This window comes from Helicobacter monodelphidis (genome assembly GCF_003288845.1).
GTDB lineage: Bacteria > Campylobacterota > Campylobacteria > Campylobacterales > Helicobacteraceae > NHYN01.
The window spans coordinates 1-1179 of the sequence record NZ_NHYN01000063.1; the positions used below are offsets into that span (position 1 = coordinate 1).

Here is a 1179-nt window from a genome sequence, read left to right on the forward strand (position 1 = left end):
ATTCTAAGCCTCTTTATGCTAAACTCCCTTTTATTTTATTATAAAAAGGCGTTGAATGTGCGGAATTCTTGGTTTAATCACTTCTTCTTGTATAAGTTCTTATCAAGAGAAATTTTCCTATTCTTTAGAATTACTTTCTCATCGTGGTCCTGATTATTGCGATTTTATTCAAGAAAGGAATATTCTCTTAGGACATACACGATTAGCCATTATTGATTTAAACCAACATGCAAATCAACCAATGTTATTTCAAGACAAATCCATTCTTATTTTTAATGGAGAGATTTATAATTATAAAGAAATTAAAGAAGAATTATCCTTGCAAGGTTATGTTTTTCATACTCAAAGTGATACAGAAGTTTTACTTTGTGCATATGACTTTTGGGGTGAATCTTGCGTAGAACACTTAAATGGAATGTGGGCATTTGCATTGCTAGATAAAGCAAAAAATCAGCTTTTTTGTAGCCGTGACCGCTTTGGAGAAAAACCATTTTTTTATTATTCTGATTCAAAAAAAGTTATCTTTGCGTCAGAGATTAAAGCTATCTTACCCTTTTTAGATTCAATCTCTGTAAATATTCCTGCCCTTATTCCCTTTATTGTAAGAGGGAATATTGATTGTTATAAAAACGAAACATCATTCAAAAATATTTACCGCTTAAATCCGAGTGAAAACTTAATTATTCAATTAGATTCCTTGAATCTACAACGCAAGTTTTATTATCAAATCCAACAACAAAGCATTCAAGATTCTAATCCTGCAAAAACTCTAAGAATACTTCTTGAAGATTCTATGAAATTGCGTTTAAGAAGTGATGTTCCTGTTGGAAGTTGTTTAAGCGGTGGATTAGATAGCTCTTGCATTAATGCCCTTATGGCTAAAATGCTACCAGATAAAAAGAATTTTATTGCCATTCATGCAAAATCGAGTCTTACTCAAAGTGATGAAAGTGAATATGCAAAAGAAGTTGCCAAAGCTTTAGATATTCAGCTTTGTGTTATAGAGCCTACACAACAAGAATTCTTAAGTGCCTTAGAATCTGTAATGCAAACACAGGATGAACCTTTTGGAAGTACAAGTATTTATATGCAATATTTTGTTATGCAAAAAGCAAAAGAGTTGGGCATTAAGGTTATGTTTGATGGGCAGGGTGCTGATGAAGTATTTTTGGGGTATGA

1 protein-coding gene is annotated in these 1179 nt (G+C 31.9%); it reads left to right on the forward strand.

What is annotated here, in order from left to right:
• Positions 1–55: 55 nt before the first annotated feature.
• A partial coding sequence (gene asnB, locus CCZ01_RS09875; RefSeq protein ID WP_112053034.1) for an asparagine synthase (glutamine-hydrolyzing) occupies positions 56–1179 on the forward strand: 1124 nt, incomplete at its 3' end.